This is a genomic window from Micromonospora sp. MA102, assembly GCF_025460765.1.
Lineage (GTDB): Bacteria > Actinomycetota > Actinomycetes > Mycobacteriales > Micromonosporaceae > Micromonospora > Micromonospora halotolerans.
On record NZ_JAMWEG010000002.1, the window covers coordinates 369,043 to 383,747 of the forward strand.

Consider the following 14,705-nt stretch of genomic DNA (forward strand, 5'->3'; position numbering starts at 1 on the left):
CCGGCTCAGTCGGTGAGGGCGGCGTGCAGCGCGCCCGGCAGGTCCGGGTGGGTCCAGGAGAAGCCGGCCTTGCCGAGCACGCCGGGCAGCACCCGGGTGCTGGTGAGCGCCTCGTGGGCGAAGCCGCCCAGGGCGACCTTCAGGGCCACCGCCGGGATCGGCATGATCGCCGGCCGGTGCAGCTGGCGAGCCAGTTCCCGGGTGAACTCGGCGTTGGTGACCGGGGCCGGACCGACCACGTTGACCGGGCCGGCGAGGTCGTCGCGGGCCAGCAGGAAGGTCACCGCGTCCAGCCAGTCCCGCAGCGAGATCCAGGGCAGCCACTGCCGGCCGTTGCCCAGCTTGCCGCCGACGCCCAGTCGGAACGGCAGCAGCTGCGGCTTGAGCGCCCCGCCGTCGCGGTGCAGCGGGAGCCCGGTGCGCAGCCGCACCACCCGGGCGCCGGCGTCCTCGGCCGGGCGGGTGGCCGCCTCCCACACCCGGCAGACGTCGGCCAGGAAGCCCTCGCCGGCCGGCGAGTCCTCCTCGACCGTCCGGTCGCCGGTGTTGCCGTACCAGCCGACGGCGGACGAGTTGAGCAGCACGGCGGGCCGGTCGGCGGCGGGCAGCCCGGCGATGGTGATCGCCAGCGTGGTGGTGCTGTCCACCCGGCTGGACCGGATCAGGCCCTTGTACGCGTCGTTCCAGCGCTTGTCACCCACCCCCGCGCCGGCCAGGTTCACCACCGCGTCGGCGTCGGCCACGACCTGCGGGTCGAGCTGCGCGGCGGACGGGTTCCAGCGCCGCTCGTCAGGGGTGCGCGGCGCGCGGCGGACCAGGCGGGTGACCTGGTGCCCGTCCGCGGTGAGTCGGTGGACCAGTCGGGTGCCGAGGAAACCGGAGACTCCGGCCATGAGGATCCGCATGCGCATATCTTCGGGTACGGACGCCGGCCCGGATGCGTTGAGCGAAATCACTCACTCGTCGTTCCCGGCTCCCGCCCGCCGACCTCGCGGCGGCTCTCGTGCGTGAGTGCCGCCTCACTCCCCGGTCCGGCCGTCGATCGCCTCCCGCAGGATGTCGGCGTGCCCGAGGTGGCGGGCGTACTCGTCGACCATGTGCGCGAGAATCCAGCGCAGAGAGTGCGCTTTCCCGGTGCCGGGGTTGCGGCCGACCGCGTCCAGCGGGCGTTCGGCGGTGATCCGCCGCGCGGCGGCCACCTCCGCCCGCCAGAGCGCGAAGGTCTCCGCGCCGGTGGCCTCCGCGACGTCGGTGAACGGGGCGTCCGGGTCGTCGGTGAGGTCGTAGAGGTCACCGGGGGCGGCCTCGGCGAGCACCGCCTGGAAATACCACCGCTCCACGGTGGCCAGGTGCCGGACCAGGCCGATCAGGGACAGGCCGGACGAGGGCACCGGCCGCAGGCGCAGCTGCGCGTCGGTGAGGTCGGCGCACTTGCGGACCAGCGCGTCCCGCTGGAAGTCCAGGAAGGTCTCCAGCAGGGAGCGTTCGTCCACGGTGGCCGGCAGCGCGAACCGTTCATCGATCATTGGCCGGATCGTACGCGCGTTCGACGTCCGGTGGGTGCCGGCCGCGGTGGCCCGGCCGCGTCGTGCGGCAACCGCCCGTGCCGGGTCAGCCCCGCCCGGCCAGTGCGGCCGCCACGGCCAGGGCGAACCGCGCCGGATTGTCGACCATGACGTTGTGGCCGCAGTCCGGAATCCCCACCGCGTCGACACCCGCGGCGGCCAGCCGGTCCGCGTCGGACCGCGGCCCGTCGGCCGCCGGATACAGCACCGTGCGCGGCACGGCCAGCCTCTCCAGCTCCTCGCGCACGCCCGGGGTCGTGCCGCGGAGCAGGCTCATCGCCGTGCGGTAGAGCGCCTCCCGCCCGGCCAGGCGCATCGTGGCCGCCCACTCCGACCCGACGAACGCCAGCGTCTCGTCCCAGCCGTGGTCCAGGAACTCCTGCTCGGTGTGGTAGACGCCGATGCCCGAGCTGCCCGGCCGCTTCGTCGTCGGCAACGTCTCCGGAGCGTCGAGCGCGGGATCGACGAGCACGAGGCGGCGTACCAACCGGGGGTGGCGCGCCGCCAGCAGGACCGCGACGGCACCGCCCGCGCTGTGCGCGATCACGTCGGCGTCCGTCACCGCGGCCCGGTCCAGCGCGTGGGCCAGCAGGTCCGCGTGCAGGTCCAGGGTGTACGCCACGTGCGCCGGCCGGTCGCTGATACCGAAGCCCAGCAGGTCCATGAGCAGTGAGCGGTGCCCGGCCAGGGCGGGGTGCGCGATGGCCTCGGCGTAGTAGGGGGCGGAGCTGGCACCGAGTCCGTGCAGGTAGACGCGGGCGGGTTCGGTGCCGGGAAGCTCGGCCCAGCGGATCCGGGAACCGTCCGGGGTCACGATGGCGCTATGCATGGCGAAGAAGATACCTCTAACCCGAGGTATCTAGGCAAGATGGTATATCGGCAAGGGGGTATGATCTGGATCATGTTGGAACTCGCGGTCCTCGGCTTCCTCTACGACGACCAGCTGCACGGCTACGACCTGCGGAAGCGCATCGCCGCCCTGACCGGGCACGTGCGCCCGATCGCCGACGGCACGCTCTACCCGCTGCTCAAGCGACTGGAGGCGGCCGGACTGCTGACCCGCGAGCTCCAGCCCGGCCGGGTGGCCGCGCCGCGACAGGTGCTGTCGCTGACCGCCGCCGGCCGCCAGGCCCTGCTCGACCGGCTACGCGAGCCCGACGACCTGTTCATCACCGACGAGAACCGGTGGTTCACGCTGCTCGCGTTCCTGCGTCACCTCGACGACCGGGCGGCCCAGGCGGCGGTCCTGCGGCGGCGCCTGACCTTCCTCACGCAGCCGGCCAGCTTCTTCTGGGACGGCGACCGGCCGCTGCGCGCCGCCGACTTCGACGACCCGTTCCGGCGGGGGCTGTTCACCATCGCGACGGCGACGACGCGCACCGAGCTGGCCTGGCTGCGGGAGACGCTCGCGGATCTCGACGCCTGAGCGCCCGGGTGGTGTCGCGGCCCCCGGGCCGGAATGCCGGCGAACCGGAGCCGGTCAGGCGACGGCGGCCAGGCGGGGGAGCAGCGGCGCCAGGGCGTCGACGGCGCCGGCGCGGACCACGTAGCGGGTGATGCCCCAGCGGCGCCGGTGCTCGGCGACGGCCGCGACGATCTCGTCAGCGGTGCCGATCAGCACGAACGGGGTGGCCAGCAGGTCGGCGACGGTCAACCCGGTGTCGGCGGCGATCGGAGCGGCCGCGGCCTCCGCGTCGTCGGTCACGGTCACCTGCTGGACCAGGGACTCCAGCGCGGGCGGCGCGTCCCGCCCGGCCGCCCCGGCCGCCACGTGCGCGAGCTGCGCCTCGATCTGGTCGGCCCGCCACCGCACGTCGTGGGCGTGGCCGTCGGCCAGGGTACGCCCGAAGCCGGTCAACCCGACCACGTCGGCATGCGCGCCGGCCCAGCGCAGCAGCGTCGAATTGGCCGTACCCATGGTGAGCGGGACCCGGTCCCGCACCGGTCGCAGCTCGGTCAGCCGGGCGGCGTACGCGGCCAGCTCGGGGGTGTCCACGGTGACCTCGTTCCCGGCCAGCAAATCCCGCACGGCCTCGGCGACCGCGACGCAGCGGCGGACCCGGGCGGCGACGTCGGGGCGCTCGCGCCCGACGGCCCGCCACTCGGCCGGGGTGTGTCCGGCGCCCAGGCCGAGCCGGGCCCGGCCGCCGGAGACCACGTCGAGGGTGGCCACGTCGGTGGCGAGCAGGATCGGTTCCCGCACCCCGGCGTTCGAGACGTACGAGCCGAGGCCGAGCGTGGAGGTCACGGCCGCCGCGGCCGCGAGCGCCACGAACGGCGACGGGCCGTGGCCGGGGTGGTCGGCGGCCAGCAACGCGTCGAAACCGGCCGCCTCGACCCGCCGGGCCAGGTCGCTCCAGCTCGCCGCGTCGGTCGGCCCGGACTGCACGGAGAAGATCGCCATCGGCCCAGCATTCCCCGGGTACGCCGGTCCCGACCAGCCCGGACCCGCCGATTCTGCTGACCGGCGAATCCCCCGAAGTCCGACGGGCAGGGGCCCCTTCTCGACGCCGGGGGTCAGGAAGGGGCCCGTCGTTCCAGGCTGATCACCTCGTTGGCCGAGCGCAGCGGCGGGAAGTAGAACGCCGCCCGAGCTGCCCGGTGCCCGCCGCGGCGGCGTCGACGGTGTCGACGGTCATGCGTTCTCCGTCCGTTCGAGGAGGTCCCCGTCTCCGGGTGGCGTGACGCCGAGCAGTTCCACGGGGTCGCCGCCCAGCCGGTTCAAGGCGGCGACCAGCTTCCGCTCCTCGTAGCTGAAGTGCGACTCCAGCAGCGCCGCCAGCCCGTCCAGCTCGGCCCGGACGGTCCGGCCGTCGGCCGCACCGGCGAGCAGGGCGTCGATCCGGCGGAGGAGGTCGGCGACCACCCGGTGGTCGGCGCTCAGCTCGGCGAGCACGGGACGCAGCTCGGGCGCCCGCTCTGCCAGGGCCTGGAACGCGTCGCCGTCCTCGCCGGTGTGGTGCCGGTCCAGCGCGGCGCAGAAGCCGACGCAGTGCGCGCGCAGCTCCCGGGTCAGGGCGGCGCCGCCGGTGGGGGAGTCGAGGCTCGCGCGGAGCCGGGCCAGCTCCTCGCGGAGCCAGTGGTGGATCTCGATCAACTGGGTGCCGAGGGCGGTCAGCCGGCCGCTCGACGGGTGGGATGGGTGCACATGGTCCCCTGCTGTCCCGCGCCTCCATGCCCACGGCGGCCTTCGTGCCGGGTGCACCGCGACGCTGCGCGGCAGTCTAGAACACCGCGTCCTCACTCGCCCTCGTCGCGGTCGTGAGGCTCGTGCCAGCGCGCGCGGTAGGCCGCCTCGTGGGCCTCGTGGCTGGTGCGCTCCTCGAAGACCAGCCCCCGCAGCGCCCGCCGGCCCTCGTCGAAGACCACCACCTCGGCGGCCACCATGCCGACGGTGATGGCGGTCAGCAGCGTCAGGGCGGCCAGCGCGGGCAGGTGCACGGCCACCGGGATGCTCACGGCCAGCAGCAGCACGGCCACGACCCGGGTCCAGGTCAGCGTGCGCAGGGTGCGGAGCTGGAAGAGCATGTTGCCGCAGATGTAGCAGATCACCCCACCGAAGAGCAGCGGCACGCCGGGGCCGAGCGCCGGCAGGTGCTGCGCCACGTGGGGGTCGGCGATCTGGTGCACGATCATCTCCGCCCCGAGCGCGAACAGGATGATGCCCGCGATCATCGGCAGGAACAGGTAGCCGTAGGCGTCCCGGGCCATGGCGACGCGGGGGCCGTCCTCGGCGGCGTGCAGGGCGATCCGGGCGGCCGGCCCGATCATGTCGTAGTGCGCCCACCAGAGCGCGGCGGTGAAGAAGATGCCGAGCACGGCCGCCGCCACGGCCGGCCAGGTCGGCGGCTGGCCGAGCAGGTTGCTGCCGACGCCCACGGAGATGACCGACTCGCCCAGCGCGATGATCAGGATGAGGTCGTACCGCTCGGTCCAGTGCTCGGCGGAGGCGACGCCCCAGCCCCAGGTGCCCGCGACGAGGCCCGTGGCGTACTGGAGCAGCACGACGGTCGCCCACAGCCCGTCCCGGACCGCCGCTGCCGAGAAGAGGTCGTCGATCTTCGGCGGGATCAGCGCGGCGACCCCCAGCAGTAGGGTGCTGCCCACCAGCTCGGGGGTGAAGCGGAGGAGCTGCCGGCGCTCCGTCGGGCTGTCCCGCACGGCGTGCAGGTAGAGCAGCAGGTGCACTCCCCGGATGACGGTGTAGCTGATCGCCGCGACGATCGGCCCGGCCGCGTTGCCGCGCGGGTCCCGGAAGGCGTTCGGCAGGGACAGGGCGAAGGTGAACAGGGCCGCCATGCCGACCGTCATGAGGACCGGGACGAAGCCCTCGCCGAGCCGGATCCGGGTGGCCACGATGCTGTGCACGACCCACGTCCACCACAGCACGGCGAGGACCAGCAGCGCGTGCAGCAGCGCGCCGCCGTTGACCTGGAGCGCGGTGGCGCGGGTGATGATGAAGAACGAGAAGACGAAGACCAGGTCGAAGAAGACCTCGAACCGGTCCACCCGGGCCCCGGGCGCCACCGGCACCGCCGGCCCGAGGCGTCCCCGCCACCCGAAGCCGCTCACCGACCGAGTCTGTCAGCGGCGGGTCGGCGGCGGGTCGGATTGGGCTCAGCCCGGGCGGTGGCGCAGCCCGTCCATGAGCAGGTCGAGCAGGCGGCCGGCCTGGGCGCGCTGCTCCGGCTCGCCGGCCACCAGGGAGACGCCGCTCAGCCCGGCGAGCACGTCGGCGGGGGCCACGTCGGCGCGTACGGTGCCCGCGGCGGCGCCGGCCGCCAGCAGGTCGCCCAGCGCCGCGAGCAGCCGGTCCCGGCTGTGCGCGTACGGGTTGGCGCCGGAGGCGATGGCCAGCCGGAGCGCGTCGGCCATACCCCGCTTGGTGGCGAGGTAGTCGACGAACCGGTCCATCCAGGCCCGGACGGCCGCCTCGGCGGGCAGCGTGGCGAGCAGCTCCGGCACGGCGTCGCACAGCTTGGCCAGCTCGTTGCGGTAGGCCGCCTCGATCAGCGCCTCCCGGGTGGGGAAGTGGCGGTAGAGGGTGCCGATGCCGACGCCGGCCGCCTTGGCGATGCGATCCAGCGTTACCTCGCCGCCGGCCTGGGAAAACGTGTGGACCGCGGCGTCCAGCAGTCGCTGCCGGTTGCGCAGCGCGTCGGCGCGCAGCGGGCGGTCGGGCACGTCCCCTCCTCGGCTCGACCGGGGCGTGAGCCCGGCCGGGTTTTGGCAACCGGAGGAACCTCCGGTTAGGGTCGGAGTAACGGAGGATCCTCCGCTTCTCATCGTAGCGCTCGGACGACCGGTCCGTGCCGCCGCCGACAAGGATGGATCATGACCACCAGCACACCCGTCAGTACCCCGTTCTCCCGCGAGACCACCGCCCTGGAGGTGGTCCGTGACCTCGACCTGACCGGCCGGCGGGCCGTCGTCACCGGCGGCGCCTCCGGCATCGGCGTCGAGACCGCCCGCGCGCTCGCCGCCGCCGGGGCCGACGTCACCCTCGCGGTCCGCAACACCGAGGCCGGGCAGCGCGCCGCCGCCGACATCACCGGCACCACCGGCAACGACCGGATCCTGGTCGCCCCGCTCGACCTGGCCGACCTCGGCTCGGTGGCCACCTTCGTCCGCACCTGGGACGGGCCGCTGCACATGCTGGTCAACAACGCGGGCATCATGGCCTCGCCCGAGATGCGCACCGAGCAGGGCTGGGAGATGCAGTTCGCGACCAACCATCTCGGGCACTTCGCGCTGGCCACCGGGCTGCACCCGGCCCTCGCCGCGGCCGAGGGCGCGCGGATCGTCTCGGTCAGCTCGGCGGCCCACCTGCGCTCGCCGGTGGTCTTCGAGGACATCCACTTCCGGCAGCGCCCGTACGACCCGTGGCAGGCGTACGGGCAGTCGAAGACCGCGAACGTGCTCTTCGCGGTGGACGCCACCCGGCGCTGGGCCGACGACGGCATCTACACCAACGCGCTCATGCCGGGCGCGATCCGCACCAACCTCCAGCGCTACATCAGCGAGGAGGAACTCGACCGGATGCGCACGCAGAGCGGCGGCGGCGCGGCGTACTGGAAGAACCCCGAGCAGGGCGCGGCCACCTCGGTGCTGGTCGCCGCCTCGCCGCTGGTCGCCGGCGTCGGCGGCCGGTACTTCGAGGACTGCCAGGAGGCCGGGCCGAACCAGCCCGGTACCCGCACCGGCTACGCCCCGTACGCGCGGGACCCCGAGGCCGCCGAGCGGCTCTGGGCGGTCTCCGAGGAGCACCTGCGCGGCTGACCCGGAAACGACGAGAGGGGCGGGGGGGGGGGGGGGGGCGCCCCCCCCCCCCCCCGCCCCTCTGCCGTCAGGAGGTCAGAGCCCCAGTTCGGCCTCGAAGTTGCCGGCCTCCAGCCGCTCCTTGACCGCGACGAGGAAGCGGGCCGCGTCCGCGCCGTCGATCAGCCGGTGGTCGTACGACAGGGCCAGGTAGACCATCGACCGGACCGCGACGACCTCGCCCAGGTCCGGGTCGTTGACCACGACCGGGCGCTTCACCACGGCACCCGTGCCGAGCATCGCCGACTGCGGCGACGGCACGATCGGGGTGTCGAAGAGCGCGCCCCGGCTGCCGGTGTTGGTCAGCGTGAAGGTCGCGCCGGCGATCTCGTCCGGGCTGATCTTGTTGGTCCGGGTGCGCTCGGCCAGGTCGGCGACCCGCTTGGCGATCCCACCCAGGTTGAGGTCACCGGCGTTGTGGATGACCGGCACGAGCAGGCCCCGCTCGGTGTCCACGGCGATGCCGAGGTGCTCGGCGTCCGGGTAGGTGATCGTCCCGCCCGCCAGGTCCAGCTGGGCGTTGAGGATCGGGTACGTCTGCAGCGCCTCGATGGCGGCGAGGGCGAAGAACGGCAGGAAGGACAGCTTCACGCCGTGCCGCTGCTGGAAGGAGTCCTTGGCCTGGGCCCGCAGCTTGGCGATCCGGGTGACGTCCACCTCGATCACCGTGGTCAGCTGCGCCATCTCGTGCAGCGACTCGTGCATCCGGTTGGCGATGGCCTTGCGGATGCGAGGCAGCTTCTCAACGGTGCCCCGCTTACCGCTCGGCTGCGGCTTCGCGGCCGGCTTGGCCGGGGCCGGAGCCGCGGCGGCCGGTGCCGGCTGCGCGGCCGGTGCGGCCTGGGCGGCCTTCGCCTTCTCGGCCGCCTCCAGCACGTCCTGCTTGCGGATCCGCCCGCCGACGCCGGTGCCGTTGACCGAGGAGAGGTCCACCCCGTGCTCGGCGGCCAGCTTGCGGACCAGCGGGGTCACGTAGCCGGCGCCCTCCTCGCCACCGGCCTGGGCCGGGACGGTCGGCCGCTGCGGCGTGGCGGTCGGCGCGGGCGGGGTCGCGGCCTGCTCGGCCTTGGCCGGCTGCGCGGCCTGCTCCGCCTCGGCGGCCGGCTCGTTGTAGGACATGCCCGGGGTCGGCTCCTCGACCTTGGGCTCCGGCTTCGGCTCGGCCTTGGGCTCGGGCTTCGGCTCCGGCTTCGCCTCGGCCTTGGGCTGCGGCTTCGGCTCCGCCTTCGGCGCGGCACCGGCCGCGCCCACGATCGCCAGGACGCCGCCGACCTCGGCGGTCTCGTCCTCGGGGACCTTGATCTCCAGCAGCGTGCCGGCGACCGGCGACGGGATCTCGGTGTCGACCTTGTCGGTGGAGACCTCCAGCAGCGGCTCGTCCACCTCGACGGTGTCGCCGACCTGCTTGAGCCAGCGGGTCACCGTGCCCTCGGTGACGCTCTCACCCAGGGCCGGCATGGTGACCGGCGTGCCCTCACCCGACGGCGCGGCGGCCGGGGCGGGCTCCTCGACGGCCGGCTGCTCCGCCTCGGCCTGCGGCTCGGCGGCGGCCTGCTCGGCCTCCTCCGCCGGGGCCTCCTGCTGCGGGGCGGCCGCGCCGGCCTCCTCGCCCTCACCGGCGATGACCGCCAGCTCGCTGCCGACCTCGGCGGTCTCGTCCTCGCCGACCACGATCCGGCTCAGCACGCCCGCCGCGGGGGACGGGATCTCGGTGTCCACCTTGTCCGTGGACACCTCGAGCAGCGGCTCGTCGACCTCGACGGTGTCGCCCTCCTGCTTGAGCCAGCGCGTGACGGTGCCCTCGGTGACGCTCTCGCCGAGCCGGGGCATGGTGACCGATACCGGCATGTTCTCCAGACTCCTTCATTCCCCTGGTGGGATCATCGCCCGTCGCCGGACGCCGCGGTTGTCGTGATCAGGCGTGCGAGTGCAGCGGCTTGCCGGCCAGGGCCAGGTGCGCCTCGCCCAGGGCCTCGGTCTGCGTCGGGTGGGCGTGCACGAGCTGCGCCACCTCGGCCGGGTACGCCTCCCAGTTGTAGATGAGCTGCGCCTCGCCGATCAGCTCGCCGACCCGGGCGCCCACCATGTGCACGCCGACCACGGGGCCGTCCTCGACCCGGACCAGCTTCACGTGCCCGGTGGTCTTGAGGATCTGGCTCTTGCCGTTGCCGCCGAGGTTGTAGTTGTAGGTCGTGATCTTGTCGGCGCCGTACTGCTCCTTGGCCTTCGCCTCGGTCAGGCCGACCGACGCCAGCTCCGGGTCGCAGTAGGTCACCCGCGGGATGCCGGCCTCGTCGATCACGGCCGGGTTCTTGCCGGCGATCTCCTCGGCGACGAAGATGCCCTGCTGGAAGCCGCGGTGGGCGAGCTGGAGGCCGGGCACGATGTCGCCGACCGCGTAGACGTTCGGCACGCTGGTGCGCAGCCGCTCGTCGGTCAGCACGTAGCCGCGGTCCATCTTGACGCCCTGCTCCTCGTAGCCGAGGTTGGCGGTGGTCGGGCCGCGGCCGACGGCGACCAGCAGCAGCTCCGCCTCGACGGTGTCGCCACCCTGGATGGTCAGCTTCACGCCGTTCTCGCTCTTCTCGACCTTCTCGAACGGCTTGCCGACCTTGAAGTTGATCTTCCGCTTGCGGAACGCCCGCTCCAGCGCCTTCGAGGACTCCTCGTCCTCGGCCGCGACCAGGCGGGGCAGCGCCTCGACGATGGTCACGTCCACGCCGAAGGACTTCCAGACGCTGGCGAACTCGACGCCGATCACGCCGCCGCCCAGCACGATCGCCGAGGAGGGGACGCGGTCCAGGGTCAGCGCGTGGTCGCTCGTGATGATGCGCTCGCCGTCGACCTCCAGGCCGGGCAGGCTCTTCGCGTACGAGCCGGAGGCCAGGATGATGTTGCGGCCGGTGTAGCGCTTGCCGTCGACCTCGACGACGTTCTTCCCGACCAGCTTGCCGGCGCCCGCCACGAAGGTGATCTTCTTGGCGCTGCCTACCAGGCCCTGGAGGCCCTTGTAGAGGCGGGAGATCACGCCGTCCTTGTACGAGTTGACGGCCGCCATGTCGATGCCGACCAGCTCGGCCTTGACGCCGAACTGCTCCGACTCGCGGGTCTGGTCGGCGATCTCGGCGGCGTGCAGCAGGGCCTTGGTCGGGATGCAGCCGTTGTGCAGGCAGGTGCCCCCGAGCTTGCCCTTCTCGATCAGCGCGACGGACAGGTCCAGCTGGGCGGCACGCAGCGCCGCCGCGTAGCCGCCGCTACCACCTCCGAGGATGACGATGTCGAAGGTTGCGTCGTTCGGCTCGCTCACGTCCAACTCCCAGGTCGCGTCGCTGCATCGGGGGTTACGGGGGAGTAACAGGCACACCCCACCTCGGTCATCTTGTCACCACCGGGGTCGGAGCGCGTACCGAGGTGCCCAACGACACGTCGGTGACACGTACGCTTGGCACCGTCTTCGATGACGGACGGGGGAGGAGTGGGTTCGGTGGGGCTGTTCCGACGACGCAAGCAGGCGGGCGCGGTGAGTCGCGGCCGGGCCGCCGACCGCGCCGATCTGGACCATCTTGAGAGTTTCGTCCGCACCCGGCGGGGCGTCGAGGCGTACCTGGAACCCCGGACCACGGTCACCGAGACCACGATCATGCTGATCGCCGACGACGGCGAGTGGACCCGGCGGCGGGTCGGCGGGCCGGAGGAGGCCCGCCGGTTCGCTCACCGGCTGGCCATCCCGATCTACGACGTCCGGCTGATGGGCTACCCGCAGCGGATGCGCGACTACAACGAGCGCCGCAAGCGCCGCCCCGAGCTGTTCTGACCGGGATACGCCGACAGGGCGCCCCCCGGCGAGGGGAGCGCCCCGTTGCGGCGCGGCAGAAGCGTCAGCCGTTGGCGGCGACGTCGTCGACCAGGTGCAGCAGGGTCCGCACCGGGACGCCGGTGCCGCCCTTGGTCCAGTAGCCGGTGGCCTCGCCCGAGTGGTAGCCGGGGCCGGCGATGTCGATGTGCGCCCAGGCCACGTCGTCGGTGACGAACTCGCGCAGGAAGACACCGCCCTGGAGCATGTGGCCGGCCCGGTCCATGCCGGCGTTGACCTGCGAGATGTCCGCGACCTCGGAGTCCATGCCCTTGCGCACGTCGTCCGGGAGCGGCATCGGCCAGGCCGGCTCGCCCGTCGCGTCACCCGCGACCCGGACCCGCTCGCACAGCTCCGGGGTGCCCATCACACCGGCGATCCGCTTGCCCAGCGCGATCACCTGGCCGCCGGTCAGCGTCGAGGTCTCGAACAGGTAGTCGGCACCGTCCTCGCAGGCCCGGGCGATGGCGTCGGCCAGGATCATCCGGCCCTCGGCGTCGGTGTTGAGCACCTCGACCCGCTTGCCGCTGTACATGGTGATCACGTCGCCCGGCCGGTAGCTGGTGCCCGACGGCATGTTCTCCGCCATCGGCAGGTAGCCGGTGACCGCGACCGACGGCTTGAGCGCCGCGACGGCCAGCATGGCCGCGCCGACCGCCGCCGCGCCCGCCATGTCGGACTTCATCTCCCACATGCCCTGGGCCGGCTTGATCGAGATGCCGCCGGTGTCGAAGGTGATGCCCTTGCCCACCAGCGCCACCCGCTTGCCGTTGCCGCCGCCCTCCGGGGTGTAGGTCAGCTTGACCAGCCGCGGCGGGGCCTCCGAGCCCTGGCCGACGGCCAGGATGCCGCCGTAGCCGCCGGCGGCCAGCGCCGCCTCGTCGAGCACCTCGACGCCGAGCCCGGCCTCCCGGGCGGCGGCGGCCACGGCGTCGGCGAACGACGGCGGGCGCAGCTCGTTCGGGGCGGTGTTGACCCAGTCCCGGCTGGTCCGCACCGCGCCGGCCACCGCCTGGGCGCGGGTGACCTCGGCCTGGGCGGTCGCGTCGGCCGCGTCCGGCACGGCGACGAGCACCTCGGCCACCGGCTCGCGTCGGGCCGGCTGCGGCTTGGTCTTGTAGCCGGCGAACCGGTAGCCGCCGAGCAGCGCGCCCTCGCTGACCGCGCGCAGCGCGGCCGGGGCGTCGGCGTCGTCGGGCAGCGGCAGGGCGAGCGCGACGCGGGACGCGCCGGCCAGGGCCCGGACGGCCGCGCCGGCGGCCCGGCGCAGGGTCTCCGGGGCCGGAGCGGCGCCGGACGGCTCGGGGCCGAGGCCGACGGCGACCACCACCGGTGCGGTGACCGTGCCCAGCGTGGCCAGCTTGATCACCTCGCCGGGGCCGCCGGTGGCGCCGAGCAGGGCCAGCGTCTCGGTCAGCTTGCCGTCGAACGCGGCGGCGATGCTCTCCGCGCCGCTGGCCAGCAGCAGGGCGCCGGCGGGTGAGCCGGCCTCCTGCTCGGTCGTCTGGCTGTGCACGCCGATCACGATGGCGTCGACGGCGAGTTCGGCGGGGTCGGTGTCGACCAGGCTGAGGGTGGTGCGGGGCGATGTCACGAAAGCTACTCCGGGCGGGCCGGGCCGGCCGCTGTGTCGCGTGCCGGCGATGAAGGTCTCCGGCGGCGAACCTACCCGCCGGACGCGTGGCTGTCCCGCCGATAGGTCCAGGCGGGCTGTCCCGCCTGGACCCGATGGATCCAGGCGGGCTGTCCCGCCTGCACCCGAGGGACGCGGGCGGGACCTCCCGCCGATGCTAACCAGCCGGTCACGGGCCGGTAAGTTCGCACCCATGACCGAGGTGACCTCCGACGCCGCCGCGACCCGGCTGCGCCGTTCCCCGTTGCACGAGCGGCACACCGCGCTCGGTGCCAAGTTCGCCCCCTTCGGGGGATGGGAGATGCCGCTCGAGTACGCCGGGGGCGGCGTGCTCAAGGAGCACACCGCCGTGCGTACCGGGGTGGGCGTCTTCGACGTCTCGCACCTCGGCAAGGCCCGCGTCACCGGGCCGGGCGCCGGGGACTTCGTCAACTCCTGCCTGTCCAACGACCTCGGCCGGATCGCCCCCGGCAAGGCCCAGTACACGCTCTGCTGCGACGACGCCACCGGCGGCGTGGTGGACGACATCATCGCCTACCTGTACGCCGACGACCACGTCTTCCTGGTGCCGAACGCGGCGAACACCGCCGAGGTGGTCAACCGGTTGCGCGCCGCCGCGCCCGAGGGCGTGATCGTCACCGACGAGCACGAGGCGTACGCGGTGCTCGCCGTCCAGGGGCCGCGCTCGGCGGAGCTGCTGGACACGCTCGGCCTGCCCACCGGGCACGACTACATGAGCTTCTCGGCCGCCTCGCTGAACGGCGTCGACCTGACCGTCTGCCGCACCGGCTACACCGGGGAACTCGGCTACGAGCTGGTGGTGCCGGCCGGCGACGCGCCCGCCGTCTGGGACGCGCTGTTCGCCGCCGGCGAGGCGGAGGAGCTGCGCGCCTGCGGCCTGGCCGCGCGGGACACGCTGCGGACCGAGATGGGGTACCCGCTGCACGGGCAGGACCTCTCGCTGGACATCACGCCGGTGCAGGCCCGCTCGGGCTGGGCGGTCGGCTGGGACAAGCCGGCCTTCTGGGGCCGCGACGTGCTGCGGGCCGAGAAGGCCGCCGGCCCCGTCCGGACGCTGCGCGGCCTGGAGGCGGTCGACCGGGCCATCCCGCGCCCCGGCATGGCCGTCTACGCCGGCGACAAGCAGGTCGGCACGATCACCAGCGGCACCTTCAGCCCGACGAAGAAGCAGGGCATCGCCCTGGCCCTGGTCGACACCGACCCGAAGCTCCCCGACGGCGAGATCCTGGAGGTCGACATCCGCGGCCGCCGCGCCCAGATGCGCCTGACCCGCCCACCCTTCGTCCAGCCCTCGGTGCGCTGACCCCCACCCCGT

Annotated in this window: 14 protein-coding genes; 4 read left to right on the forward strand and 10 right to left on the reverse strand. The window is 73.8% G+C overall.

Features of this window, described 5'->3' with window-relative positions:
- Window positions 1-5: 5 nt before the first annotated feature.
- From NFX44_RS05145 to NFX44_RS05155, 3 genes are all read right to left on the reverse strand, one after another.
- Window positions 6-905 carry a TIGR01777 family oxidoreductase gene (locus NFX44_RS05145; protein ID WP_262282328.1) on the reverse strand — a complete coding sequence of 300 codons (900 nt, stop codon included), beginning with the start codon at window positions 903-905 and terminating at the stop codon, window positions 6-8.
- A 114-nt stretch (window positions 906-1,019) separates the two neighbouring features.
- Window positions 1,020-1,526 (reverse strand): DinB family protein, encoded by a 507-nt coding sequence (locus NFX44_RS05150; protein WP_262282329.1) that lies wholly within the window; start codon window positions 1,524-1,526, stop codon window positions 1,020-1,022.
- Between the two features lie 85 nt (window positions 1,527-1,611).
- Complete coding sequence (locus NFX44_RS05155; RefSeq protein WP_262282330.1) at window positions 1,612-2,394, reverse strand: alpha/beta fold hydrolase; 783 nt, start codon at window positions 2,392-2,394, stop codon at window positions 1,612-1,614.
- 72 nt (window positions 2,395-2,466) lie between these two features.
- Between NFX44_RS05155 and NFX44_RS05160 the strand changes: the two genes are divergently transcribed.
- Entirely contained in the window at window positions 2,467-2,991 is a 525-nt protein-coding gene (locus NFX44_RS05160; protein WP_262282331.1) for a PadR family transcriptional regulator, read from the forward strand.
- Between the two features lie 54 nt (window positions 2,992-3,045).
- Here the strand turns inward: NFX44_RS05160 and NFX44_RS05165 are convergent, their stop codons facing one another.
- The 4 genes from NFX44_RS05165 to NFX44_RS05180 form a co-directional block, all read right to left on the reverse strand.
- Complete coding sequence (locus tag NFX44_RS05165) at window positions 3,046-3,969, reverse strand: LLM class flavin-dependent oxidoreductase (protein ID WP_262282332.1); 924 nt, start codon at window positions 3,967-3,969, stop codon at window positions 3,046-3,048.
- A gap of 231 nt (window positions 3,970-4,200) precedes the next feature.
- Complete coding sequence (locus tag NFX44_RS05170) at window positions 4,201-4,713, reverse strand: hemerythrin domain-containing protein (RefSeq protein WP_262282333.1); 513 nt, start codon at window positions 4,711-4,713, stop codon at window positions 4,201-4,203.
- A gap of 92 nt (window positions 4,714-4,805) precedes the next feature.
- Complete coding sequence (locus NFX44_RS05175; RefSeq protein WP_262282334.1) at window positions 4,806-6,137, reverse strand: low temperature requirement protein A; 1,332 nt, start codon at window positions 6,135-6,137, stop codon at window positions 4,806-4,808.
- Window positions 6,138-6,182: 45 nt separating this feature from the next.
- Complete coding sequence (locus tag NFX44_RS05180; protein WP_262282335.1) at window positions 6,183-6,749, reverse strand: TetR/AcrR family transcriptional regulator; 567 nt, start codon at window positions 6,747-6,749, stop codon at window positions 6,183-6,185.
- A 150-nt stretch (window positions 6,750-6,899) separates the two neighbouring features.
- On the opposite strand from NFX44_RS05180, the gene NFX44_RS05185 reads away from it, so the two are divergent.
- Entirely contained in the window at window positions 6,900-7,844 is a 945-nt protein-coding gene (locus NFX44_RS05185; RefSeq protein ID WP_262282336.1) for an SDR family NAD(P)-dependent oxidoreductase, read from the forward strand.
- A gap of 75 nt (window positions 7,845-7,919) precedes the next feature.
- Here NFX44_RS05185 and sucB read toward each other — a convergent pair whose 3' ends face one another.
- Window positions 7,920-9,731, reverse strand: a complete 1,812-nt coding sequence (gene sucB / locus NFX44_RS05190) for a 2-oxoglutarate dehydrogenase, E2 component, dihydrolipoamide succinyltransferase (protein WP_262282337.1) — start codon at window positions 9,729-9,731, stop codon at window positions 7,920-7,922.
- Between the two features lie 67 nt (window positions 9,732-9,798).
- Window positions 9,799-11,190, reverse strand: a complete 1,392-nt coding sequence (gene lpdA / locus NFX44_RS05195) for a dihydrolipoyl dehydrogenase (RefSeq protein ID WP_262282338.1) — start codon at window positions 11,188-11,190, stop codon at window positions 9,799-9,801.
- A gap of 177 nt (window positions 11,191-11,367) precedes the next feature.
- Between lpdA and NFX44_RS05200 the strand changes: the two genes are divergently transcribed.
- On the forward strand, window positions 11,368-11,697 hold the full coding sequence (locus NFX44_RS05200; RefSeq protein ID WP_262282339.1) for a hypothetical protein: 330 nt from the start codon (window positions 11,368-11,370) through the stop codon (window positions 11,695-11,697).
- 64 nt (window positions 11,698-11,761) lie between these two features.
- On the opposite strand, the gene NFX44_RS05205 is transcribed toward NFX44_RS05200, so the two are convergent.
- Window positions 11,762-13,330, reverse strand: coding sequence for a leucyl aminopeptidase (locus NFX44_RS05205; RefSeq protein WP_262282340.1), 1,569 nt, complete (start codon window positions 13,328-13,330; stop codon window positions 11,762-11,764).
- A gap of 232 nt (window positions 13,331-13,562) precedes the next feature.
- Between NFX44_RS05205 and gcvT the strand changes: the two genes are divergently transcribed.
- Entirely contained in the window at window positions 13,563-14,693 is a 1,131-nt protein-coding gene (gcvT, locus tag NFX44_RS05210; protein ID WP_262282341.1) for a glycine cleavage system aminomethyltransferase GcvT, read from the forward strand.
- Window positions 14,694-14,705: the final 12 nt, after the last annotated feature.

Coding starts and splice junctions, on each gene's coding strand:
- NFX44_RS05165 (WP_262282332.1), bottom strand. CDS start 3,969: ATGGCGATCTTCTCCGTGCAGTCCGGGCCGACCGACGCGGCGAGCTGG.
- NFX44_RS05145 (WP_262282328.1), bottom strand. CDS start 905: ATGCGGATCCTCATGGCCGGAGTCTCCGGTTTCCTCGGCACCCGACTG.
- NFX44_RS05185 (WP_262282336.1), top strand. CDS start 6,900: ATGACCACCAGCACACCCGTCAGTACCCCGTTCTCCCGCGAGACCACC.
- sucB (WP_262282337.1), bottom strand. CDS start 9,731: ATGCCGGTATCGGTCACCATGCCCCGGCTCGGCGAGAGCGTCACCGAG.
- gcvT (WP_262282341.1), top strand. CDS start 13,563: ATGACCGAGGTGACCTCCGACGCCGCCGCGACCCGGCTGCGCCGTTCC.
- NFX44_RS05155 (WP_262282330.1), bottom strand. CDS start 2,394: ATGCATAGCGCCATCGTGACCCCGGACGGTTCCCGGATCCGCTGGGCC.
- NFX44_RS05150 (WP_262282329.1), bottom strand. CDS start 1,526: ATGATCGATGAACGGTTCGCGCTGCCGGCCACCGTGGACGAACGCTCC.
- NFX44_RS05160 (WP_262282331.1), top strand. CDS start 2,467: ATGTTGGAACTCGCGGTCCTCGGCTTCCTCTACGACGACCAGCTGCAC.